Source organism: Mesorhizobium sp. M8A.F.Ca.ET.208.01.1.1 (assembly GCF_004791315.1).
Classification (GTDB): domain Bacteria; phylum Pseudomonadota; class Alphaproteobacteria; order Rhizobiales; family Rhizobiaceae; genus Mesorhizobium.
The window spans coordinates 1495329-1514597 of the sequence record NZ_SRUT01000001.1; the positions used below are offsets into that span (position 1 = coordinate 1495329).

The 19269-nt window shown below is 65.7% G+C and carries 27 protein-coding genes, 1 tRNA gene and 1 pseudogene; 27 read left to right on the forward strand and 2 right to left on the reverse strand.

Annotation, left to right across the window (positions count from 1 at the left end):
- Positions 1-104 precede the first annotated feature (104 nt).
- Positions 105-380, reverse strand: a complete 276-nt coding sequence (locus tag EN851_RS07620) for an Arc family DNA-binding protein (protein ID WP_135928877.1) — start codon at positions 378-380, stop codon at positions 105-107.
- 228 nt (positions 381-608) lie between these two features.
- On the opposite strand from EN851_RS07620, the gene EN851_RS07625 reads away from it, so the two are divergent.
- The 23 genes and pseudogenes from EN851_RS07625 (at position 609) to EN851_RS07735 (ending at position 14414) form a co-directional block, all read left to right on the forward strand.
- Positions 609-812 carry a hypothetical protein gene (locus EN851_RS07625; RefSeq protein ID WP_135928878.1) on the forward strand — a complete coding sequence of 68 codons (204 nt, stop codon included), beginning with the start codon at positions 609-611 and terminating at the stop codon, positions 810-812.
- A gap of 118 nt (positions 813-930) precedes the next feature.
- Positions 931-1200: a hypothetical protein gene (locus tag EN851_RS07630; RefSeq protein WP_135928879.1), complete on the forward strand. Its 270-nt coding sequence runs from the start codon at positions 931-933 to the stop codon at positions 1198-1200.
- 24 nt (positions 1201-1224) lie between these two features.
- On the forward strand, positions 1225-1476 hold the full coding sequence (locus EN851_RS07635) for a hypothetical protein (protein ID WP_245520705.1): 252 nt from the start codon (positions 1225-1227) through the stop codon (positions 1474-1476).
- On the forward strand, positions 1473-1910 hold the full coding sequence (locus tag EN851_RS07640; protein ID WP_135928880.1) for a hypothetical protein: 438 nt from the start codon (positions 1473-1475) through the stop codon (positions 1908-1910). Before EN851_RS07635 ends, EN851_RS07640 begins: the two co-directional genes overlap by 4 nt.
- Positions 1911-2054: 144 nt before the next feature.
- On the forward strand, positions 2055-2540 hold the full coding sequence (locus EN851_RS07645; RefSeq protein ID WP_135928881.1) for a phage regulatory CII family protein: 486 nt from the start codon (positions 2055-2057) through the stop codon (positions 2538-2540).
- The gene (locus EN851_RS07650; protein WP_135928882.1) at positions 2540-3217 is read left to right on the forward strand and encodes a GcrA family cell cycle regulator; all 678 of its coding nucleotides are present in this window, start codon (positions 2540-2542) and stop codon (positions 3215-3217) included. The genes EN851_RS07645 and EN851_RS07650 overlap by 1 nt, the downstream gene beginning before the upstream one ends.
- A gap of 53 nt (positions 3218-3270) precedes the next feature.
- Positions 3271-4137, forward strand: coding sequence for a ParB N-terminal domain-containing protein (locus tag EN851_RS07655; protein WP_135928883.1), 867 nt, complete (start codon positions 3271-3273; stop codon positions 4135-4137).
- The gene (locus EN851_RS07660; protein WP_135928884.1) at positions 4134-4502 is read left to right on the forward strand and encodes a hypothetical protein; all 369 of its coding nucleotides are present in this window, start codon (positions 4134-4136) and stop codon (positions 4500-4502) included. The genes EN851_RS07655 and EN851_RS07660 overlap by 4 nt, the downstream gene beginning before the upstream one ends.
- 3 nt (positions 4503-4505) lie before the next feature.
- Positions 4506-4964 carry a hypothetical protein gene (locus EN851_RS07665; protein WP_135928885.1) on the forward strand — a complete coding sequence of 153 codons (459 nt, stop codon included), beginning with the start codon at positions 4506-4508 and terminating at the stop codon, positions 4962-4964.
- Positions 4948-5316 carry a hypothetical protein gene (locus tag EN851_RS07670; protein WP_135928886.1) on the forward strand — a complete coding sequence of 123 codons (369 nt, stop codon included), beginning with the start codon at positions 4948-4950 and terminating at the stop codon, positions 5314-5316. The genes EN851_RS07665 and EN851_RS07670 overlap by 17 nt, the downstream gene beginning before the upstream one ends.
- 33 nt (positions 5317-5349) lie before the next feature.
- Positions 5350-6273: a DUF2303 family protein gene (locus tag EN851_RS07675; RefSeq protein ID WP_135928887.1), complete on the forward strand. Its 924-nt coding sequence runs from the start codon at positions 5350-5352 to the stop codon at positions 6271-6273.
- On the forward strand, positions 6273-7592 hold the full coding sequence (locus tag EN851_RS07680) for an MT-A70 family methyltransferase (RefSeq protein WP_245520706.1): 1320 nt from the start codon (positions 6273-6275) through the stop codon (positions 7590-7592). The genes EN851_RS07675 and EN851_RS07680 overlap by 1 nt, the downstream gene beginning before the upstream one ends.
- Before the next feature lie 62 nt (positions 7593-7654).
- Positions 7655-8314: a site-specific DNA-methyltransferase gene (locus EN851_RS36750; RefSeq protein WP_210234920.1), complete on the forward strand. Its 660-nt coding sequence runs from the start codon at positions 7655-7657 to the stop codon at positions 8312-8314.
- Positions 8311-8511, forward strand: a complete 201-nt coding sequence (locus tag EN851_RS07690; RefSeq protein WP_135928888.1) for a hypothetical protein — start codon at positions 8311-8313, stop codon at positions 8509-8511. Before EN851_RS36750 ends, EN851_RS07690 begins: the two co-directional genes overlap by 4 nt.
- On the forward strand, positions 8504-8800 hold the full coding sequence (locus EN851_RS07695; protein WP_135928889.1) for a hypothetical protein: 297 nt from the start codon (positions 8504-8506) through the stop codon (positions 8798-8800). Before EN851_RS07690 ends, EN851_RS07695 begins: the two co-directional genes overlap by 8 nt.
- Entirely contained in the window at positions 8800-9225 is a 426-nt protein-coding gene (locus EN851_RS07700) for a hypothetical protein (protein WP_348630717.1), read from the forward strand. The genes EN851_RS07695 and EN851_RS07700 overlap by 1 nt, the downstream gene beginning before the upstream one ends.
- The gene (locus tag EN851_RS07705; RefSeq protein WP_135928891.1) at positions 9222-9518 is read left to right on the forward strand and encodes a hypothetical protein; all 297 of its coding nucleotides are present in this window, start codon (positions 9222-9224) and stop codon (positions 9516-9518) included. The genes EN851_RS07700 and EN851_RS07705 overlap by 4 nt, the downstream gene beginning before the upstream one ends.
- Before the next feature lie 43 nt (positions 9519-9561).
- A pseudogene (locus EN851_RS36215) lies at positions 9562-10059 on the forward strand (helix-turn-helix domain-containing protein); the annotation flags it as partial.
- A gap of 29 nt (positions 10060-10088) precedes the next feature.
- Complete coding sequence (locus EN851_RS07715) at positions 10089-10700, forward strand: hypothetical protein (protein WP_245520707.1); 612 nt, start codon at positions 10089-10091, stop codon at positions 10698-10700.
- 113 nt (positions 10701-10813) lie between these two features.
- Positions 10814-11671: a DNA adenine methylase gene (locus EN851_RS07720; RefSeq protein ID WP_135928892.1), complete on the forward strand. Its 858-nt coding sequence runs from the start codon at positions 10814-10816 to the stop codon at positions 11669-11671.
- A complete protein-coding gene (locus EN851_RS36755; RefSeq protein ID WP_210234921.1) occupies positions 11668-12828 on the forward strand; it encodes a helix-turn-helix domain-containing protein in 1161 nt (386 codons plus the stop codon). The genes EN851_RS07720 and EN851_RS36755 overlap by 4 nt, the downstream gene beginning before the upstream one ends.
- Positions 12803-13444, forward strand: coding sequence for a transcription termination/antitermination protein NusG (locus EN851_RS07730; protein ID WP_135928893.1), 642 nt, complete (start codon positions 12803-12805; stop codon positions 13442-13444). The genes EN851_RS36755 and EN851_RS07730 overlap by 26 nt, the downstream gene beginning before the upstream one ends.
- A gap of 331 nt (positions 13445-13775) precedes the next feature.
- Positions 13776-14414: a hypothetical protein gene (locus tag EN851_RS07735; protein ID WP_135928894.1), complete on the forward strand. Its 639-nt coding sequence runs from the start codon at positions 13776-13778 to the stop codon at positions 14412-14414.
- 8 nt (positions 14415-14422) lie between these two features.
- Here EN851_RS07735 and EN851_RS36110 read toward each other — a convergent pair.
- Positions 14423-14544, reverse strand: a tRNA-OTHER gene (locus tag EN851_RS36110).
- 37 nt (positions 14545-14581) lie between these two features.
- Here EN851_RS36110 and EN851_RS07740 point away from each other — a divergent pair.
- Genes EN851_RS07740 through EN851_RS07755 form a run of 4 tightly spaced genes read left to right on the forward strand, consistent with a single transcriptional unit; the run spans position 14582 to position 19230 of the window.
- Positions 14582-16579 carry a terminase gpA endonuclease subunit gene (locus EN851_RS07740; protein ID WP_135928895.1) on the forward strand — a complete coding sequence of 666 codons (1998 nt, stop codon included), beginning with the start codon at positions 14582-14584 and terminating at the stop codon, positions 16577-16579.
- Positions 16579-16797, forward strand: a complete 219-nt coding sequence (locus tag EN851_RS07745; protein WP_135928896.1) for a hypothetical protein — start codon at positions 16579-16581, stop codon at positions 16795-16797. Before EN851_RS07740 ends, EN851_RS07745 begins: the two co-directional genes overlap by 1 nt.
- Complete coding sequence (locus tag EN851_RS07750) at positions 16797-18335, forward strand: phage portal protein (RefSeq protein WP_135928897.1); 1539 nt, start codon at positions 16797-16799, stop codon at positions 18333-18335. The genes EN851_RS07745 and EN851_RS07750 overlap by 1 nt, the downstream gene beginning before the upstream one ends.
- Positions 18325-19230 carry a S49 family peptidase gene (locus EN851_RS07755; RefSeq protein ID WP_135928898.1) on the forward strand — a complete coding sequence of 302 codons (906 nt, stop codon included), beginning with the start codon at positions 18325-18327 and terminating at the stop codon, positions 19228-19230. Before EN851_RS07750 ends, EN851_RS07755 begins: the two co-directional genes overlap by 11 nt.
- The last annotated feature ends 39 nt before the right edge of the window (positions 19231-19269 follow it).

Genomic DNA, 19269 nt, shown 5'->3' on the forward strand with positions numbered 1-19269 from the left:
TGCGAGTGGGGCCATATTCGCGATATTCGCGATATTGGTCAAGCTATAAATCGCGATAAACGCGAATTTGTTGAACCGCCATTTGTTGCTAACGCAAAAGTGACCTAGCGGCGGCGCTGTTTCGCGGCGTTGCGGCCAAAGATTTCCACAGCTTTGGCCACCAATGAAACGAGTTCGTCGCGCTCGGCATCATCAAGATCGCTCAGCAGTGGCCTCAGCATCTCTGCCAGGCGCTGGGCCGGGTCCGGCTCCAGGCTTCGCTCCAATCGCTCGATGATCTCCCGGTTCAAGCTGTTGCGTCCTCTCGCCGCGTGCAGCCGTGCTTTCAGCTCGTGCGGCAGGCGAAGATGGAAACTTGGCGATTCAAAAGGCTGTGGCATGCCAGCCTTATGAATGAAACGAGGCGGTGCCGAAATCGTTCCACTTTCAGCGGGAAGCAGCGAAATGTGGTACTACTTTTCCCCGCTAATCACACGCCATTGTTACAGGTTGAGATATCCCGTTAACGCATACCAAAGAATAGTGCTATGCAAATAGGCACCTGGGGCGTGTTGACATTCAGTAAGGAAATAGTTCCTAATCAAGCATCGCGCCTGGGGTGGTGAGAAATGATCCAGTACATGCCGCGTGCCAAGACGCGGAGCGAGGAAATTCTCAAAAGATTGCTGGCCGACAAGAGGTCGGATGATCGGGCCAGCGAGATCGAGCGCAATGCTGCCTCGATCGCTACCGCGATGGCGTCGATTCACGGGGGGGAATGGCGGGTTCTGATCGACCATCAGGCTGGCTACGTGACGGTGATCCGGCATTAGGCTCGCGCAGCTGCTCTATAATACCCAGTAACGCCGTGACGTTTCCATCTGTTAGCCCTTCAATACGCGTAAGCATCTTGCGGATATCGTCAGCGCCGCGAATCGGCTCGGGCGGCGTATGGTGATCCTGACCGAAAAACGCTTGGATGCGTTCCATTTCATGAACCTTGATGGAGCGCGTCTCCTTAGCCGGGTCGGTGTTGGCCATGCGGGTTATGGCGTCCGGCTTCAGGCCGAGGAAGGCGGCAAGCTCACCCTTTGTGCCATGCGGTCGCCGGGCAAGCTCCTCTTGAAGATAGAGGCGGAGTTCGTGCTGCGGATCACTCATACAGCGATATTCGCGATTGCCGCGAATTTTCCTATCGCGAAGTTCGCGAAATCATCTTGACATAAAATCGCGAAAATCGCAAATATGGCGATCATGAGCGAAGCGCACCTCGATCCGGCCAAATCAATCATCGCCAAGATTGGCATCGATAACGTTGCCAAGGTGACGGGCAAGCACGTTTCGCGCGTATATCGTTGGATGTCGCCCAAGGAGCGCGGCGGCACAGGCGGCCTCATCCCGCAGGCCGCGCAGCCGGCCATCCTCAAGTTCGCGGTCGAGAATAGTATCGACCTGGCCCCGGCTGATTTCTTTCCGGTCAGCGAGGCCGCCGAATGAGCGACTTTCGCGGCCGCCTCGTCCCGCGCCTCCCTGCCGCCTCCCAACCCTGCGCGGAACCTGCCGCGCCATCCTTCTCCTCCCAGGATGGCGCGGCCTTTCATCACTACACCGAGACCTGCCCCGACGCCGCCGCACCGGGGCCGGGCGCGCTGGCGGAGGCGGGGGCCCCCGCCGGCGTCGTTTTCTCCGTCACCCTGTCGCCAGCCGTCGCGCTGATCCTCAAGCTGACCGGCGAGGCCCTCGGCGTCGACGCCGGCGAGGTCATCGCCCGCGCCATCTGCGTCCATGCCGACCGCGTCGGCCTGCCGACGCTGGCCCGCAGTGGCCTGGCCGACGATGGCGGCGACCACGCCGATTTCATGCGCATCGAGCAGGGCCGACACGCCCGCCTGGTCAGCGCGAAGGAACCGAACCGGGGGATGCGGCGATGAGCTTTTTCCATTGGGCATGCGGGCCTCCTTTGGGGTTTTGATCTCAGCACTTTGAATCCATCGCATCGGTCCCGCCACGGGATTTGTCGCCGGGAAATCCCGGCGCGGGATTTTTATTGCCGCAAGGACGGCGGAGGGGGAAAAATGACCACGGCCCGCGAGCTACGCATAAAATCAGCGCAGAACCAGATCATCGCGCTGTGCGGCGGCATCGACGAATGCGCCGAGATCACCTCGATGGGGCGCTCGACCGTCGGCCGCTGGAACGATCTCGGCGATTCGACGCTGATGCCGCTCTCCGCACTGATGAAGCTCGAGGCGCATTGCGGCCAGCCGCTGGTCACGGCGGCCTTGGCCGAAGTGTGCGGCCGCAGGTTGGCCGAGCCAAACGCCGAGACGGTCAGCCAGGGCAATGTCATGGCGCGCCATGCCGACGCCATCATCCATGCCGGCGAATTGATGGCCGCCGGCGCCGCCGCCTTCGCCGACGGCAAGGTGACGCCGAACGAGGCCACCACCATCGACCGCGCCGCCGGGCAGCTCGAACTGGCGCTGGCGCAATACCGCAAGGCGCTGGCCGGCATCCGCGCCGCCGGCGGGCTTTCCGTGGTGTCGGGAGGGGCTGCGTAATGGGCTCCAATCAATCAGGCTACACAGAGACCGAAATCGATAGCATTGCCGGCTGGCTTCGCGGAGGCCTGTCGGCGTCGCAGATCGCGGGCAGGCTTTCGGTTTGGCGCGGATCGACGGTGACGCGCAACGCCATCGTCGGCATCGTGCACCGCAACGCGCGTCTGAGGGCGATCGGCTTTGCCCGCTACGGGCATGGCGGCGGCGGCAATTTCGGCGGCGCAAGACAAGCCGCGCGGGCGCAGCACCCCTCACCAAGATCGCCCAGCGCTTCGGCTTCGCCTCAGCGGGGCAATCTATCCTCTCCCCCAAGGGGCGAGGAAGACGTGCGCCGGCGCCCCTCCTCGCCCCCTGGGACAGACAAGGCCCGGCGAGCTTGCGAGCCGCTGGCCGCGCTTGGTGAGGGGCCATCTGCCGTCGTGCCGCTGCGCATCGTCGACGAGATTCCGCCATCAGCCTATGACCGCGCCGCGCGCCACCTGCCGCTCGAAGCGCTCGGCCATGCGCAGTGCCGGTGGCCGGTGAACGACGCGCCCCAGGGCGGCCAGCATCTGTTCTGCGCCGCGCCAACAGCCGACGAGCGCAGCTATTGCCCGCACCATGGCCGCCGCGCCGTCGGCTCGGGTACGCCCGCCGAGCGCCAGGCACCGCGCCAGTTGCTTCGTCTCACCGCGTAACCCGTTTGTGCCGCGCGCCGGGCTTTCGGCGCTGCTTCAAAGGAACGGCCATAATGGTTCGCGACATTGACGTGGAAAAGCTTGCGCGCCCCGGATCGATCGATCCGGGCCCGGCGCCCATGCTGCAATGGCTCAAGATCGCCGACCTGGTCGTCGACGAAACCTATCAGCGCGACCTGAAGCCGGGAAACTGGACCGCGATCCGGCGGATCGCCGACCGGTTCAAGTGGTCGCGCTTTTCGCCTGTCTTCGTGGCGCCGGTCGAGGGCGGGCGGTACGCCATCATCGATGGCCAGCACCGCACCCATGCGGCTGCGATCTGCGGCTTTGCGGAAGTGCCTTGCCAGATCGTGCAGATGAGCCAGGCCGAACAGGCGGCGAGCTTCGCGGCGGTCAATGGCCTCGTCACCAAGGTCACCATCTGGAACATCTTCAAGGCCGCACTGGTGGCCAGGGAAAAATGGGCGGTGGCCTGCGCCGACGTATGCGCCGACGCCGGCTGCCGGCTGATGACGAACAACGCAACCACCGACCAGAAGAAGCCGGGCGAAATCTTTGCCATCGGCCTCATCAGGGGTCATGTCCGCGCCGGCACCGCAAAGACGGCGACGCTGGCGCTCAAGGGCGTGCGCAATTCGGAATTCGGCAAGACGGCCGATGCCTATTCCAACGACATCCTGAAGCCGCTGCTGGCCGCCGTCGCCGACCGGCCGTGGCTCGTCGCCCAGGGCGCGGACCTCGCGCGCTTCATCGATGACTTCGACATCTATGCCGTCCTCGACAGGGCGGGCGACTTCGCCAAGGCCAAGCGCCGGCAAGGCTTTGCCAACATCAGCAAGTTCGACGTGTCCTGCGCCGAGATCGGCGAGGGGCTGGACAAGGCTTTCCCGCAACGCATGCAAATTCCGAAGGTGGCATGATGCGCCAGCCGCTGCATTCCCTCTCCGGCGGCCTCGCCGTCGGCCTTGCCATAGCGGCGATCGCGCTTGCGGCCGGCTTCGTGGCGAAAGCCTTCCCCCACGATGCCCTGCCCTCCGCCGCCAAGCCGCAGGGCTGGTCCTATCCCTTCGCCTGCTGCGCCAACTATGACTGCGAATCGGTGCCCGACGCGGCGATCGTCGAGGGCGCGCGCGGCTACGAGATCCGCAAGACCGGCGAGCTGATCCCGATGACCGACAAGCGCATCAAGGACAGCCCCGACGGCCAGTTCCACTGGTGCGCGCACCGTTCCGGGCTCGATGCCGGCAAGACGATCTGCCTGTTCGTGCCGCCAAGGGGGTCGTGAGCGATGCTGTCCGCGCCCGCCGAAGTGCTTTTGTCCTGGATGACCGGCCTTGGCCCTGTCGGCCAGCCGGTCGAGCCGCTGATCGCGGCGGCAATGGACGATCTCGAATACACCAGCAAGCCGCCGCTCTACCGGCTGGCCGGCGAACTGATGCGCGCCGGCTGCGTCAGGAAGCTGGCATCGGGCAGCGGCGGCTCGTTCGGCCTGTTCGTCGTCATCGTCCGGCTGGAGGCGCTGGCCGATCGCCATCTGCCGATCATAGCCGCGCCGCTGGAGCGGGTGCTGCATCCGCGCGCGGGGGCCTATATCGACCGCGCCAAAAAGCTCGACGAAATCCCGCCCGACCGCCGCTCGCTGACGGCCAGGCTGTTCGGTGACCCGCTGTTCGAGCGCTCGGCGCTGGCGCTGCGCATGGCTCGCATTCCAACCCCAACGGAGAAAACCTATGAGCCGCGTGCTTAGAACCTTTCGTGAAATGCTCGGCCTGCTGTCGCGTGGCGATTTTTCGAGCCACTGCGACAAGCTGCTGAACGAAGCCATCCTGGCGGTCGAGGAATGCCCTGCCGACAAGTGCAAGGCCGAGATCATCGTCAAGATCACGCTCGATTACGAGCTTGGCCGCATCGACATCAAGGCCGACGCCAAGTCGAAACTGCCCGACACCGTCAAGTTCATGAAGACGCCATTCTGGACGATCGACGGCCAGCTGTCGGTCGAGCACCCGAACCAGATCGACATGTTCCGCGCGCCGCGCGCGGCCTCCTCGCGCCAAAACGAGGATGAAGACGCCGACGAGGAAGCCGCGGCCTCCTGATCTCTGCAATTCAACCTCTGAAAGGACCCTCACATGCCCGATCCTGAAAAAGCATCGCTCGATGCCCATGGCATCGACATAATCAGGACGCTCGCCACCGAGGCGGCCGAACCGACCATCCTGCAAATTGACACGGCCGGCCTGTCGGCTGGCCTGCCGGACGGCGTTCCGGTTGCCTTCGACCGCAAGTCGCAAACCTTCAAGTCGGTCAAGGCGCTGGTCGACGAATTCCGGCTCACGCCAGACCGGCGCAAGGGAACAGCCACGGTCGAGACGCTGGCCAGCTTCATTGCGCTGGTCGATCTGCACAAGGACGAAAACTCGGTTCTGTTCGGCAAGACGGTCTGGCCGGATCCAAAGCTCACCGCCGTGCTCGACTATGACAAGGAAGGTGTTCCGGCGCGCAATCGTTCGCATCGCATCGTGTACGCCTTCCCGCTGACCGAAGAGTTCAAGGCGTGGGTCAATGGCAATGCCAAGCCGATGCCGCAGGACGTGTTCGCGGCCTTCCTCGAGGATCATGCCGCCGAGCTTGCCGCGCCAATGGACGGCGAGCGCAGCGAGTATGAACGGCTCTTCAACGAGAAAATGGCGACGCCTTCGGAAGTGGTGGCGCTATCGCGGCATCTCGAAGTGTTCGTCGCGGCTCGCGTCAAGAACGGCGTGCGCCTGCAGACCGGCGAACGCACCGTCGAATTCACCGAAGAGCACCAGAATTCCAAAGGTGAGGCGGTGATCATTCCTGGCGTGTTCATGGTCTCGGTGCCGGCCTTCGTCGACGGCGAGGCCGTGCGCATCCCTGCCCGGCTTCGCTACCGGATCGTCTCCGGCGACATCAAATGGTTCTACCAGCTCTATCGCTGGGAGTTCTTCCTGCGCGAGCAGGTCGGCCATGACCTCAAACAGGCTTCCAGCGAAACCGGCCTGCCGGCCTTCGAAGGCGCGCCGGAGGCCTGATGCCGAAGGCTGTCGCCCTCGCCACCCCCAAGCCGTTGCCGTCTCTGGTCAAGGAGGCGGCGGCGGCACTCGCGCGGGCGACAAGCGCCGCGGAGGTGCTCGACGCGCGCGACATGGCAGCGGCAGTCTATGACGCCGCCAAGCGCTCGGCGCGGTTGCAGAAGGCCAAGCGGGCGCATGACGACATCATTGCCGCCACCCACCGTGCCCAGGCCGATGCGCTGGAAATCGAGGCGCAGGCCAAGCGGCGGCTGGCCGACGAATACGATGCCGCGCAGGATCGCGGCGAGGTCGTAGGGCGCAAAGGCGGTGGCGACAGCACCGTTCCGTCCCGGAACGCTGCAACAGCCGCCGACGTCGGCCTTAACCGCAAGGACATCCACGAAGCGCGCCAGGTGCGTGATGCCATCGCCAAGAATCCGGCCATCGTGCGCGATGTGCTCGACGACATGCTGGCGAGCGGCGACGAGCCGACGCGGACGGCGTTGAAGCGGGCGATCGCGCCTGCGGTGAAGACGATCCGCGCCGAGGCGCAGGCCGAAAAGAAGGAACGGCGCAGCGTTCGCGAGATTGAGCTAGGCGCGAAGCAGGCAGCCCTGCCAGCGAAGAAGTACGGCGTCATCTATGCCGATCCGGAGTGGAGCTTTGCGCCCTACTCCACCGAGACCGGCATGGACCGGTCGCCCGACAATCATTACCCGACCAGCGATCTCCTGACGCTGATGCAGCGCGACGTCGGCGCCATCGCCGCCAAGGACTGCGTGCTGTTCCTGTGGGCGACGGCGCCGATGCTGGTCGAGGCGATCTGCGTGCTCGACGCCTGGGGCTTTGCCTGGATCGAGCGTGATCCGAACACCGGCTATCTGGCGCCGAACAAGGCGCATGCGCGCTACGTGTCGCATTGGGCCTGGCTGAAGAACCGCGTCGGCACCGGCTATTGGGCGCGCGGCAAGCACGAAATCCTGTTGATCGCGACGCGCGGCAACCCGGTCGCGCCTGCCATGGGCGACCAGCTCGACAGCTGGTGCGAGGCCATGGCGGTGGAAGCCGACGTCGGCCGGCATTCGGCCAAGCCGGATGTTTTCGCGTCCTGGATCGAAAGACACTGGCCGAACACGCCCAAGATCGAGCTCAACGCACGCCAGGTGCGGCCCGGCTGGGATGCGTGGGGCAATGAGGCTGGCGAAACGCCGGAACTGCCGATCTCCACCCTTGAGGGGGAGATGGCCGGCAGGCCAGAGGGGGGCGCTGTCCCGCCGGACTGTCCTAATTTGCTTGAAGCCGCGCGGGCGTTTCGCGCCAAGGCGGTGCCGGCATGAGCGCGATCCGCCGCGAGGAGATCATCGGCGATTGCCGGCTCATCCTGGGCGACTGCCTCGAGGTGCTGCCGCTGCTGGGGGGGGGCATCGACGCCGTGGTCACTGATCCTCCCTATGGGATTGCATTCGCGCACGGTGCCGGCGGCGACGGCATTGGCGGTGGCAAATATGTCAGCAAGTTCAACGGTGTCGCAATCGCTGGCGATGACCGGCCGTTCGATCCGTCGGCCTTGCTTGGTCTGGCAAAGACAATCGTCTTGTTTGGCGCGAATCATTTCGCGGAGCGTCTTCCCTCGTCCTCCAAATGGCTGGTCTGGGACAAGCGCAAAGGCTTCACCCGTAACGATTTTGCCGACTGCGAGATGGCATGGACAAATCTCAAAGGTGTCGCTCGGCTGATCAATCACTACTGGAACGGGATGATGCGGGATTCCGAAAAGGGAATTCCGCGCGTTCACCCAACCCAGAAGCCTGTGGCGGTGATGGAATGGGTTCTTGGTGAGGCCACGGCACCAAACGAAGCAGTTCTCGACCCCTTCATGGGCAGTGGCACCACGGGCGTTGCCTGCGTCAAACTCGGGCGAAAATTCATCGGGATCGAGATCGACGAAGGTTATTTCGATATCGCCTGCGAGCGCATCCGCAAGGCCTATGCGCAGCCCGACATGTTCGTGACGCCTGAGCGCCCGCCCGAACCGACGCAGGAGGCGCTGGAACTGTGACCAAGCGCGCCGAATACGACCCCGACAAGAATTCCGCCGGCTGCTACGCAGCCGCGATCGAGGCCAAGCGGCTGCGCGGCGACAGGCACTATCCCGTGCCGCAGGAGCGCGCGCCGGATCCCGAGACCGAGCGCCAGCTGAAGCGGCTGAAACGCGCGCTCGACCGCAAGCTGCGGGAGGCGGGAAAAAATGCCTGATCCGTTCGATCGCGACCGCTTCGCCGCGACCGTGAGGCGGCGGCTCGAAGGGATTTCGGGCCGGCAGGCGGTCGAGGCCTGGCCGACCCTCAACACGGCGATGATTTCCCGCGCCAGGCACGGCGAAAACCTGACCATCGGCAGCTTCCTGGTGCTGAGCAAGGCCTTGCGCCTGCGTCCACTGGATTTCCTCGCGCCGGGCGTGAAACGCCGCCGCGTGACGCGAAAAACCCTGTTGCGGCAAGCCGTTACAGCGTCTGTCCCATGTGAAACAAGGAGCCAAAACTGATGGCACGCATCTATCTCGCTTCGTCCTGGCGCAACCCCAACCAGCCAGCAATGGTCGATCAGCTGCGGCAGGAAGGGCATCAGGTCTACGATTTCCGCAACCCGCCCCATTCGACCGGCTTCGGCTGGAAGGACGTGGCGCTGGAGGCGCCTTTCACGGCTGAACAATACCGCACGGCGCTGTTGACGCATCCGCGTGCCGCGCAAGGGTTCAACGCCGATTTCTCGGCCATGCGTTGGGCGGACACCGGTGTCCTGCTGCTGCCTTGCGGGCGGTCCGCGCATCTCGAACTGGGTTGGATGGCCGGTGCCGGCAAGCGCACGCTGATCGTGACGCAGGACGGCGAGGAACCGGAGCTGATGGCACTTCTGGCTGACCAGATATGCATCAACGCCGATGAGCTGATCGAGGCGTTACGCCAGTGACCGATTCCATGCTGCCGATCCTGCGGCAACTGCACGACGCCGACGGCGACCGCGCGCGGGCGGACGTGCTGCTGCGGATGCCGGATTCGATCCTGCTGAAGTTCCACGGCGTGATTCTCGACGCCTGCCGGCGCGCGGGCTTTGCCGCCGGCGAACAGTTCGTCGACCTGCGCGCCTCGCTGATGCTGGCGGTGCGCGACGCGGACGGCATGCCGCCGCCAGGCCTCGCGGACGCGGCCGATGCCTTCCGGCGCGGCCTGGCTGAATTCGCGGCGGGGGTGGCCCATGGCTGAAGCCGCACTGCGCAAGCTCGACCGTGGCCTGCCGCGCCTCGACATGCGCTCGCCCGCGCTGATCGCCAAGCAGCAGCCGGACCGGTCGGTTCTCCAGCGCCTGCGCTGCGCCGAGGAAAGCCGCGGCAAGGCGGAGATTGCCGCCGCCGCTCTCATCACCGCCGCGCGGCGGGACGCCGAGCGCATCGTGCGCGCGGCCAAGCAGAAGGCCGACAGGCAGCTCGACCAGGCCGCGCGGGAGGGCGCCAAGATCGTCGCCGACGCACGGCATGAAGCCAGCGCCATCGTGCACGCCGCCGAAATCGGCACGCCCATCGAGGCCCCGAAAGTTTCGATCCATTCGATCATCTGCACCGTTGCCAAGCGCCATGGGGTGAGCCCGCTCGACATCACCGGACCATCGCGCGCCATGCCGATCGTCGAGGCGCGGCACGCGGCGATGGTCGAGGCCTATCTCGTGCGGCTCGACCTCTCGACACCGCAGATCGGCCGCGACTTCGGCGGCCGCGACCACACCACCGTGCTGCATGCCGTGCGCAAGGCCGGCGTCTATCGCGGGGAGCGCAAGGCATGAACGTTTCTTCTGCCTCACCCGCCGAAGGCGCTCCGGCGGGGCGGGCTTCGCCCGACGTCGGGTCGGACTTGCGGCCCGCGGCTGTCGCCCACTCCTCCGATACGATCAGGCTGCGCGCCGTGCGCCAGGCGCTGGCGCAGGTGGCGCCGGGCAAGTGGACGCGCGTGCATGACGAGGCCGGCGCCTTCATCGAGGCCGAGGGCGAGATGGGCGAACTGTTCCGGCTGGCCCGCTTCGACGAGGCGACCGTGGACGAGATCGATTTCGTCGTCGACGCCCCCGAGAGGGACCGTTTCCTGCTGCGCCTGCTCGACCAGGCCTTCGCCACCATCCGGGCGCTGAAGGGCCAGCCGGAGCAAGCACCGGCGCCGGTGCTGAAAAACTATGCGGCCGAATGCGCGCTGATGTGCCGGGAGCCGGCGTTCAAGGTGTTTCTGGAACAGCGGCACGGGCTGGAAGCGCCGCTGACCGACGACCGCGCGGCGCAAAAGACGCGCTCGCTGCTCGGCGTCACCTCGCGCAGCGAACTCAACGAAGGCGGCCGGGCGGTCGAGAGATGGAAAGCCCTGCGCGCCGATTTCATGGCATGGAAAAAGGCGGGACGATGAACGTGGCTCTACGTCCCGCCCTCGACATCCTCTCGCTGTGCACCGGCGGCGCCGGCCTCGATCTCGGCGTGCAGTGGGGCGCCATCTCGCCTTGTTCGCATGATGGGTGAAGGATGAACGCGCCAACCCGTCCCGTTCTTCGCTGGCATGGCGGCAAGTGGAAGCTTGCGCCCTGGATTATCAGCCAGTTTCCGGAGCACAAGGTTTATGTCGAGCCTTTCGGCGGCGCCGCGAGCGTGCTGCTGCGAAAGTCACCCGTTAAGTCCGAGGTCTACAACGATTTGGACGGTGATGTCGTTTGCCTCTTTCGCGTGCTTCGCGATGCCGATTCCGGCGCGCGCCTAATCGCCGCATTGCGACACACGCCTTTTGCGCGTGAGGAATTTGACGGGGCTTACGTGGCAACCGATGAGCCGATCGAGCGTGCACGGCGATTGATCATTCGCTCGCTCATGGGCTTCGGCACCAACGGGCATGCGCGGCGCACGGGGTTTCGCTGCAAGGGCTACCGTGCCGGTCAATTGCCTCAACACGATTGGGGAACATATGCCGATGCGCTGCCGGCAGTGATCGAACGGCTGCGCGCGGGCGTAGTAATAGAGAGCGACGATGCGCTTGCTGTCATGGCTCGATACGACGAGCCGGATTGCCTACATTATGTCGACCCGCCTTACGTGGCCGAGACGCGAGATCCTGGAAGAGACTATCGACATGAACTCTCGTCGCAAGATCACTCCAGACTGCTCGAGGTCTTGTGCGATTTAGCTGGCATGGTTGTGCTCTCCGGCTACGCCGATCCGCTCTATGACAATGCGCTGAAAGGTTGGCGGCGGGTTGAAACCAAGACCTTTGCTGACGGCGCGCGCGAGCGCACAGAAGTGCTGTGGATCAATCCAGCCTGCGCCGCCGCATTAGACGCGCGCGCCGCCGGTGCCTGCTCGCCGCTATTTCAATTCGGGGTGCCCGTATGAGCCACGACGCGACCGGCTGGGCCATAAAGCAGCGCGGGCTGAAGCCGGCGACCAAGATCGTGCTGTGGCAGCTGTGCGACCGCTTCCATCCCGACAATGGCTGCTTTCCCTCGCAGGAGACATTGTCGAGCGATTGCGAGATGTCGCGATCCTCGCTCAACGAGCATCTCGATGCGCTGGAATCGGCCGGCCTGATCCGCCGTGAACAGCGTCGCGACGGCCCGACGCACCGGCAGAAATCGACGCTCTACCGCTTCGCCTTCGAAGCCGGCTTCGAAGCGGGGAAACCCGCAGAAAACAAGGAAAGTCCGTGTCCGGAATCCGGACACGGGGCCGTGTCCGGAAAAGCGCCGGAGCCGTGTCCGGAAAATGACGAAAGCCGTGTCCGGAATCCGGACACTAACCTTGTAAGGGAACCAGTAAAGGAACATGAGAGAGAGGCGCGCGAGGAGGATCGCAAGAAGGTCGAACGCGACGGCTGGGCGCTGCTCAAGGACTGGCCAGGCTTTGCCGGCATGCCAAAGGAACCGGCGCTGAAGGTGTGGCTGGGGCTCGACGCCGCCGACCGGGCCGAGGCGGTGCGGCTGTTCCCGCACTGGCTGGCGCTGCTCAAGGCCCAGCGCAAGACGCATGTGCCGGCGCCGTCGAGCTATTTTTCGCAAAAGCTGTGGCGCGAGGTGCCGGAGCCGGCCGACGAAAAGCCGGTGGCGATGGTGGCGCCGCCGTTCGGACCGGTGTGGAGCGCGGTGCGGATGCGCACGCTGCTGACCGTACCGCCGGCTGACGCACCGCCGGCCAAGGGTTTCATGGCGGCGCTGCTGGCGCAGGACGATGCCAAGGGGCGACAGGCCAGGCTGACCCGGCAGGCGGCGCATGGCTGGCCCTCGGTGATCCGCATGCAGGAACAGGCCGAGAACCGGCGCGGCATCACCGTGGCGCCCGAATGCGAGGCTCTTGCCGCGCTGATGGAGCCGGTGACGGTGCGCGGCGACGTCTGGGGCGCATGGCTTGCCGAGCACGAAAAGCGCGGCTGGCCATGGCTGCCCGACCCCGGCCAGATGCCGGTCGTCTACTTCCCGGTTGGCGGACCGGGCGGACTGGAACAATTCGAACAGGCATTGCGAGGGGACCATGATGCACTCAAAGCGGCCGAATGAGGCGACCACGATCAACCTCGATCGCTGCTATGCCGAATCGGACAGGCAGCGCGGTGTGTCGCGACGGTCGCAGGCGCTGCTCGCCGCGGCGGGCGAATCAGGTCCGGTGATGGGCTGGTATGTCATCCGCGTTGCCTCCAACGGCGAGAAAGCTGTGGAAGAATCACTTGGCCGTGTCGGTATCGAATGCTGGCGGCCGATGGAAAAGCGCCTGCGCAAGGCGACGCATGCCAAGCGCCAGGTGGTGTTTCATGTGCCTGTCTTCCCCGGTTATCTGTTCATCAGGGTGATCAACCAGGACGCGACCTGGTCTGGTGTCCTGTCGCTGGAAGGCGTGCTGTCCGTGCTTGGCGGCAATGGCAGCCCGGTCATGGTGCGCGAGGCCAAGCTGTTGGAATTCAAGAAGAAGTTGGGCGAGAAGTCGAGCGACAAGGACGTGGTCGAAGCGGCGTTCCCGATCGGCGCCGAGGTGCTGATCGAGGAAGGTCCGTTCCGTTCGTTCACCGGTGTGATCGAGAGCGTGATCGAGGAGCACACGGCGACAGTGCTGGTCGAGATCTTCGGACGGTCGACACCAGTGGAGCTCTCCCTTGCGCAAATCACCAAAAGAGATTAGCGAGTCCGTCCCAGGATGATCCGTTGACCTGAAGCGAAAGCTTCTAAGACCGAGTGGCAGCCGAAAGGCCGAGCCCCGAACGGACCCAGGCGAAGCATCCAGCTTCACCGCATTGAAAAAGATTCCGACCGACCGCTCGTCGCACCGCCCTTCCAACGTTGTGCGGGCACCGCGCCCACCACCGCACGGCACAAAGTCGCGGGTCCTCCCGGCCCCAAAACCGTATGCGGGACGGCGTAGGCGCGGGGGGTGTCTAGTCTGACGGGTTTTTTGCAGCCTAAAGACGGGTCTAAACAGCAGCCTAAAGAGCGCTAAAGATATGCAGCCCACGATGTCGAAGGGCGACTTCGCGCGGCATATCAACGTCACGCCTGGTCGCGTCAGCCAGTACATTGCCGCCGGCATGATCGGCCGGGACGCGCTGGAGGGCGAAGGGCGCTCGGCCAAAGTGATCGTCGCCCGGGCCATGGAGCAGATCCGGCAGCGGCGCGACATCGGGCAGGCTTTGGGCAACGGGCTCTCGACCCGGCTCGACCTCGACGAGCCGGACGGGGCCAGCGATGTCGGCGACCCTCGCGCCGGCATCGCCAGGCCGCTCGACGACGGCGCGCCGCTCAAGCCGCAGAACGTCGACGACCAGATCAAGCTCGAGCGGCTGGAAAGCGAACGCCGCCGCAACCGCGTCGCCGCCCAGGAAGAGGCGCAGCAGCTCGGCCGGCTGGTCGATGCCGCGACCGTACGGACCGAGGTCGCCAGGGCCGTGCAGATGGTCGAGGATTTCTACACCGGCATGCTGGCCGATCTCGCCACCGCCGCCGCGGCCAAGCCGAACCTGCCGCAGCGCGATTACCTGCACATGTTCCGGCAGATCCGCAACGAGAAGAAGGCAGCGCTGGCGGCCCGCGAACAGCGCCGCGCCGCGGCCCTGCCGGAGCGTGTCGACGTGATCATCGAGGGCAACGCCGCGTGAACGATGGGCACAGCGGGCAGGACTCAAACCTGCACTACGCCGGTCCTTCGGATATCACCATCCCGCCCGGCTTGCCGGATTGCTCCGACTTTCGCGTCTGTCAGTTAGGTGCGTTTTCCGCCACCGCTGCGCGACAGAGGACCTAGCACGTTGCGGGCCGAAAAGCCATGACCGCGCACTTCGTCCAGGTCGCCAACGCCGAGCGGATCGCGGCCGAGGTGCTGGCCCAGGTGATGGCGCCGCCGCCGCCGGTGGATTATCTGCGCTGGGCCGAAGACAACATCGTCTTTTCCGAGCGCGAAAGCCCCCTGCCCGGCCCGTACAACCGGGACCTGTTCTTCTACTTCGACGAGATCCTGCGGGCGCTGTCGCCCGACGATCCCTGCCGCATCGTGTCGGTGCACAAGTCGGCGCAGCTCGGCGGCACGGTGCTCGCCAACATCTTCTGCGGCGGCTCGCTCGTCATGGACCCGGGGGATTTCCTCTACGTCCATCCGACCGAGAACAACGCGCAGCGCTGGTCGAAGATGAAGCTGGCGCCGATGCTGAAAGGCACCACGGCGCTGTCGAAACTGTTCCCGATGAAGGCCCGCGACGGGTCCGATTCGGTGCTCTACAAGGAGCGCATCGACGGCCGCGGCGCCATCCAGATTTCCGGGGCCAACTCGCCGGCCTCGCTCTCCCAGGTGACGATGAAACGCCAGGTCCAGGACGACCTGGCCAAGTGGGAGATGAACAACGCCGGCGACCCGGAGACGCAGGCCGACAGCCGTTCCCAGGCGCATGAGTTCGCGAAAATCCTCAAGGTGTCGACGCCGCTGGTCGAGCCGGGATGCCGCATCACCAAGAACTACGAGGACGGCAGCCAGGAGAAACTCTATCTGCCGTGCCCGCACTGCGGCCACATGCAGACGCTGGAGTGGGAAAACTTCCTCGCCCATCTCGACGAAGAGCAGCCGGAACGCTCGCACTTCACCTGCGCCGATCCGGAATGCGGCGGCATCATCGAGGAGCACGACCGGCCGGCGATGCTGCGTGCGGCGCGGCTCCTGGCGGAAAAGGGCGAAGAGGTCTGGCGCGCCGCCAATGCCAAGGCGAAGCGTTTCCACCGCTCGTTCCATCTGTGGTCGGCCTATTCGCTGCTGCAGTCGTTCGAGCGCATCGCCCGCGCCTGGCTCAATGCCCGCGGCGACCCTGCGTCGGAACAGACGTTCTTCAACGACGTCGTCGGCCGCGCCTACAAGACGCTTGGCGAGGCGCCGCCCTGGGAAGGGCTTCGCGACCGGGCCGGCGAATCGCCCTACCCGCGCGGCACCATTCCGGTCGGCCATCCGCTGGTCACCTGCGGGGTCGACTGCCAGGGCGACCGGGTGGAATGGCAGGTGGTAGCGTGGGGGCGCGATTTCCGCCGCGCCGTGGTGCAGTACGGGGTGTTTCCCGGCCACATCTCGTCGAAGGAATGCTGGACCTTCCTCGACGCGCTGCTCGGCCAGAAGTTCGTCAACGGCTACCGGCGCCCGATCGGCATCGACCTCTTGGCGATCGACGGCAATGCCTGGACCGAGGATGTCTGGGGCTGGGCCAAGCGGCACCCGTCGTCGAAGGTGATCATGGTGCGCGGCGTCGCCTCGGAGGCAGCGCCGCTGATCGCGCGGGTCAAGAAGGAACGCAACAAGGCCGGCAAGCTGCTCGCCTATTCCCGGCGCTTCTACAATTTCGCGACCTCGGTCCTGAAGATGGGGCTTTACCGCAACCTGGTGAAATCAGACCCGCTGGAGCGCGGCTACGTCGCGCTGCCGCGCGGCCTCGACGACGAGTATTTCAGGCAGCTGACCGCCGAAACGCGGCGGGCGAAGCGCCTCAAGACCGGCTTCATCGCCTATGAATGGGTGAAGGATCCGGCGCAGGCCAATGAAGGCCTCGACACGCATCTGCAGGCCGAGGCGGCGGCGATCAAGCTTGGCCTGCGCGCCATGCCCGACCGGCTCTGGGACCGCTACGAAGCCGAGCGCGAGACGCCGGCGCCGGAAGGCGCGCAGATGGACCTCGAGGATCTGATGGCGCCGGCGACCCTGCCTGCGGCGCAGCCTGCGCCCACGGCGGCGCCGGCGAAGGCACCGGCCAAACCCAAGGCGAGAGTTCGCCGCAGCAAATGGATGCAGTGATGGCCGATGCCGCGACGATCACCACCAGGCTGGAAGCGCTGAAGAAGGCGCGCGACACCGGCGTCCTCACCGTCAAGCATGGCGAAGCGCTGACCACGTTCCGCACGCTGGCCGAGATCGAGAAGATCATCGGCCAACTCGAAGGCGATCTCGCCGCAGCCAACGGAACGCCGCGCAAGCGGCTGCGCTATGGCTACCAGTCGAGCAAGGGGCTCTGATGCTGAAAGAGCGTTACCGGGTCGCGGTCGGTGCCAATGGCATGGTCGGCTCGCCGCGGCTGATGAAGCCGCAGCAGGTGCAGGCCTTCGACGCCGGCCAGTCGGGCCGCCGGCTGAAAATGCTGCCGACCGGCGTGCAGGACATCAACACGCTGATGCGCTCCTACGGGCGCACCGTCGTGGCGCGCTCGCGCTATCTGTCGCGCAACAACCCGCAGATGGCGGCGGCCAAGCGCGCTTACGTCGCGGCGCTTGTCGGTGACGGCATCAAGCCATCCTCGCTGATATCAGATCCGGTGCTGCGCGAGGCCTTGATGCAGGCCTATCTGGTCTGGACCGACGAGAGCGATGCCGATGGCCTGACGGATCTTTACGGTCAGCAGGCGACGGTCGGCGGCGAGATGTTCGATGCCGGCGAATGCTTTGCGCGCTTCCGCCCGCGCTTCGCCAGCGACGGCCTGTCCGTGCCGCTGCAGGTGCAGCTGCTGCCGTCGGAGATGCTGAACCACGCCGACAATGTCGACCTGCCGAATGGCCTCAAGGTGCGCAGCGGCATTGTCTTCGGCCCGATCGGCAACCGCGTCGCCTACCGCTTCTACAAGCAGCGCCCCGGCGACATGAACTTCACCGGCGAGATCACCAGTGTGCCGGCCGAGGAAGTCATGCATGTGTTCCGGCCTCTCGAAGCCGGGCAGATCAGGGGCATCCCGCACACGCTGTCATCGATCGTGCGGGCGGCGGTCATGGACGCCTATGACGACGCTGAGCTCGAGCGCAAGCGCATGGCGGCGCTGTTCGGCGCCTTCATCACCTCGACCGCGCCGGAAGAGGATGTGCTCTCCGAGCCGGCCGCTTCCGCCACCGCCGCCGGTGTCGAGGGCGGCGTGGCGCTCGAGCCTGGCGTCACCGTCGACCTCGAGCCCGGCCAGGACATCAAGTTCGCCGAGCCCGCCGATGTCGGCGGCAATTACGAGGCGTTCCAGTATCGCGGCAACCTCCAGGTCGCGGCCGGCGCCGGCGTTCCCTATGCCGACATGACCGGCGACCTGCGGCAGGCCTCCTACGGCTCGCAGCGCGCCGGCATGGTGAAATTCCGCCGCGAGATCGCGGCGACGCAGAACCATGCGATGATCTTCCAGTTCTGCCGGCCGGTCTGGCAGCGCTGGCTGGCCGAAGCGGTGCAGAATGGCGCCGTGCCGCTCGCGGCCTCCGTCTATGTCGGCTCGGAGCGCACATGGCAGGCGGCCAAGTTCATCCCGCCGAAATGGGACTGGATAGACCCGCTGAAGGACATGCAGGCGGAAAAGCTCGCTGTCGACAGCGGCTTCAAGTCGCGCTCCGACGTCGTCGAGGGCATGGGCGTGGATCCGGAGGAGAACGATCGCCGCATCGCCGCCGACAAGGCGCGCGAGAAGAAACTCGGCATCTCGTTCGCAACGGCGCCGGCGCCAGCCCCGGCCGGCAACACCGACCAGCCGCCGCCGGGACATCAGCAGCCAGGCAATCAGCAGCAGGGGGATCAGCAGAATGCCGCATGAGCTCAACCGCCTGTTGCGCGCTTTCGCCAGCGACGCCTGGTTCATCGATCCGCGCAAGGCGGACCAGATCGCGGCGATGCTGCTCTTCCGTAGCGAGAGGGGGCCGCGCAGCGAACCCTACCGCGCGGCACCCGCGGATCGTCCGGCCCCGTCGGAGCAGCGCGGCAGCGTCGCGTTGCTGCGCATCGTCGGGCCGATCCTGCCGCGTTCCGAGGCGATCACCGACGTCAGCCAACCGGCTGCGCTGATGACCGATTTCCGCCGCGCCTTCGGCCAGGTCGCCAATGACGGTTCCGTGTCGGCGATCGTCATCGAGATCGATTCGCCCGGCGGCCGCGTCGACCTGGTGCCGGAGACGGCGGCGATGATCCGCAACGCGCGACGCGACGGCCGGCCGATCGTCGCGGTCGCCAACACGATCGCGCTCTCGGCCGCCTATTGGATAGCAAGTGCGGCCGACGAGATCGTCGTCTCGCCGTCCGGGGCGGTCGGCTCGATCGGCGTCTATACGGTGCATGAGGATCTGTCGGCCGCGCTCGAAGCGGGCGGTGTCAAGGTCACCATGATTTCGGCCGGTCCGCGCAAGGTCGAGGGCAATCCCTTCCAGCCGCTCGACGAAGCCGGTCGTGCCGCGATCCTCGGCAACGTCACCACATTCTATGGCATGTTCGCAGGCGATGTCGCCAAGGGCCGTGGCGTTGCGGTGTCGGTCGTCAAGGCCGATCCGGAAGGAAACGACAAGAACTTCGGCGGCGGCCGCGCCGTGCTGGCGCAGGAAGCGCTGAAGCTCGGCATGGTCGACCGTGTCGCCACGCTGGAAGAAACGGTCGCGCGCCTCGCCAAGGGCGGCAAGCGCGGCGGCATGAGCGCCCGCGCTTCCCGCCAGATCATCTGAAGTTTCGGCCGTCGGCGCTCCGGGCGCGGTACGGCATCA

What these genes read in the sequence shown, in the direction of transcription:
- EN851_RS07620 (WP_135928877.1), bottom strand. Translation starts at nt 380, where the DNA reads ATGCCACAGCCTTTTGAATCGCCAAGTTTCCATCTTCGCCTGCCGCAC.
- EN851_RS07625 (WP_135928878.1), top strand. Translation starts at nt 609, where the DNA reads ATGATCCAGTACATGCCGCGTGCCAAGACGCGGAGCGAGGAAATTCTC.
- EN851_RS07630 (WP_135928879.1), top strand. Translation starts at nt 931, where the DNA reads ATGGTGATCCTGACCGAAAAACGCTTGGATGCGTTCCATTTCATGAAC.
- EN851_RS07635 (WP_245520705.1), top strand. Translation starts at nt 1,225, where the DNA reads ATGGCGATCATGAGCGAAGCGCACCTCGATCCGGCCAAATCAATCATC.
- EN851_RS07640 (WP_135928880.1), top strand. Translation starts at nt 1,473, where the DNA reads ATGAGCGACTTTCGCGGCCGCCTCGTCCCGCGCCTCCCTGCCGCCTCC.
- EN851_RS07645 (WP_135928881.1), top strand. Translation starts at nt 2,055, where the DNA reads ATGACCACGGCCCGCGAGCTACGCATAAAATCAGCGCAGAACCAGATC.
- EN851_RS07650 (WP_135928882.1), top strand. Translation starts at nt 2,540, where the DNA reads ATGGGCTCCAATCAATCAGGCTACACAGAGACCGAAATCGATAGCATT.
- EN851_RS07655 (WP_135928883.1), top strand. Translation starts at nt 3,271, where the DNA reads ATGGTTCGCGACATTGACGTGGAAAAGCTTGCGCGCCCCGGATCGATC.
- EN851_RS07660 (WP_135928884.1), top strand. Translation starts at nt 4,134, where the DNA reads ATGATGCGCCAGCCGCTGCATTCCCTCTCCGGCGGCCTCGCCGTCGGC.
- EN851_RS07665 (WP_135928885.1), top strand. Translation starts at nt 4,506, where the DNA reads ATGCTGTCCGCGCCCGCCGAAGTGCTTTTGTCCTGGATGACCGGCCTT.
- EN851_RS07670 (WP_135928886.1), top strand. Translation starts at nt 4,948, where the DNA reads ATGAGCCGCGTGCTTAGAACCTTTCGTGAAATGCTCGGCCTGCTGTCG.
- EN851_RS07675 (WP_135928887.1), top strand. Translation starts at nt 5,350, where the DNA reads ATGCCCGATCCTGAAAAAGCATCGCTCGATGCCCATGGCATCGACATA.
- EN851_RS07680 (WP_245520706.1), top strand. Translation starts at nt 6,273, where the DNA reads ATGCCGAAGGCTGTCGCCCTCGCCACCCCCAAGCCGTTGCCGTCTCTG.
- EN851_RS07695 (WP_135928889.1), top strand. Translation starts at nt 8,504, where the DNA reads ATGCCTGATCCGTTCGATCGCGACCGCTTCGCCGCGACCGTGAGGCGG.
- EN851_RS07700 (WP_348630717.1), top strand. Translation starts at nt 8,800, where the DNA reads ATGGCACGCATCTATCTCGCTTCGTCCTGGCGCAACCCCAACCAGCCA.
- EN851_RS07715 (WP_245520707.1), top strand. Translation starts at nt 10,089, where the DNA reads ATGAACGTTTCTTCTGCCTCACCCGCCGAAGGCGCTCCGGCGGGGCGG.
- EN851_RS07720 (WP_135928892.1), top strand. Translation starts at nt 10,814, where the DNA reads ATGAACGCGCCAACCCGTCCCGTTCTTCGCTGGCATGGCGGCAAGTGG.
- EN851_RS36755 (WP_210234921.1), top strand. Translation starts at nt 11,668, where the DNA reads ATGAGCCACGACGCGACCGGCTGGGCCATAAAGCAGCGCGGGCTGAAG.
- EN851_RS07730 (WP_135928893.1), top strand. Translation starts at nt 12,803, where the DNA reads ATGATGCACTCAAAGCGGCCGAATGAGGCGACCACGATCAACCTCGAT.
- EN851_RS07735 (WP_135928894.1), top strand. Translation starts at nt 13,776, where the DNA reads ATGTCGAAGGGCGACTTCGCGCGGCATATCAACGTCACGCCTGGTCGC.
- EN851_RS07740 (WP_135928895.1), top strand. Translation starts at nt 14,582, where the DNA reads ATGACCGCGCACTTCGTCCAGGTCGCCAACGCCGAGCGGATCGCGGCC.
- EN851_RS07745 (WP_135928896.1), top strand. Translation starts at nt 16,579, where the DNA reads ATGGCCGATGCCGCGACGATCACCACCAGGCTGGAAGCGCTGAAGAAG.
- EN851_RS07750 (WP_135928897.1), top strand. Translation starts at nt 16,797, where the DNA reads ATGCTGAAAGAGCGTTACCGGGTCGCGGTCGGTGCCAATGGCATGGTC.
- EN851_RS07755 (WP_135928898.1), top strand. Translation starts at nt 18,325, where the DNA reads ATGCCGCATGAGCTCAACCGCCTGTTGCGCGCTTTCGCCAGCGACGCC.